This window comes from Methylobacterium sp. CCH5-D2 (assembly GCF_001556475.1).
Lineage (GTDB): Bacteria > Pseudomonadota > Alphaproteobacteria > Rhizobiales > Beijerinckiaceae > Methylobacterium > Methylobacterium hispanicum.
This window is the reverse complement of sequence record NZ_LSIX01000612.1, coordinates 1-466: the sequence shown is the minus strand read 5'-3', so window position 1 is coordinate 466 and position 466 is coordinate 1. Positions and strand designations below refer to the sequence as shown.

Below are 466 nucleotides of genomic sequence, written 5' to 3'. Positions count from 1 at the left end.
GCTTCCGGACGAACGAGCCGGTGCCCGGCGCGACCATCGAGGTCGAGACGCCGGACGGTCCCAGGGTCGCGACCGCCACGACCGACGGCGGCTACGCGCTGCCGGTCCCGTGGCTGTCGAAGCCCGGCCGGCACGAGCTCCTCGCGACCGTCACGGCCGGGGACGCGGTCGATGTGCTGACCGTGGCGGTCACAGTGCCCGACCCGAAGGTCGCCGCGGCCGCGGCGCCTGCCAAGCCGGCCCCGGCTCAGGCTGCCCTGGCGCGCGTCTCCGAGGTCGCCCACGGCATCAGGGAACGGCTGATGGCCAAGGACCCGGCCCTGGTGGCCGCGGTCGCCGTCGCCTTCCTGCTCGGCGTGCTCGTGACGGCGCTCGCACGCGGGCGCCGTGGCGCGCCGGCGGTGGCGCTGGTCGCCATCGGCATCACCCTCATCCTCGGCACCGCCGCCTTCGCGCACGGCGACGA

General features: G+C 76.4%; 1 pseudogene. It reads left to right on the top strand.

From position 1 onward, the window contains the following. Window positions 1-466 (top strand): annotated as a pseudogene (locus tag AX737_RS15615) (RND transporter); the annotation flags it as partial.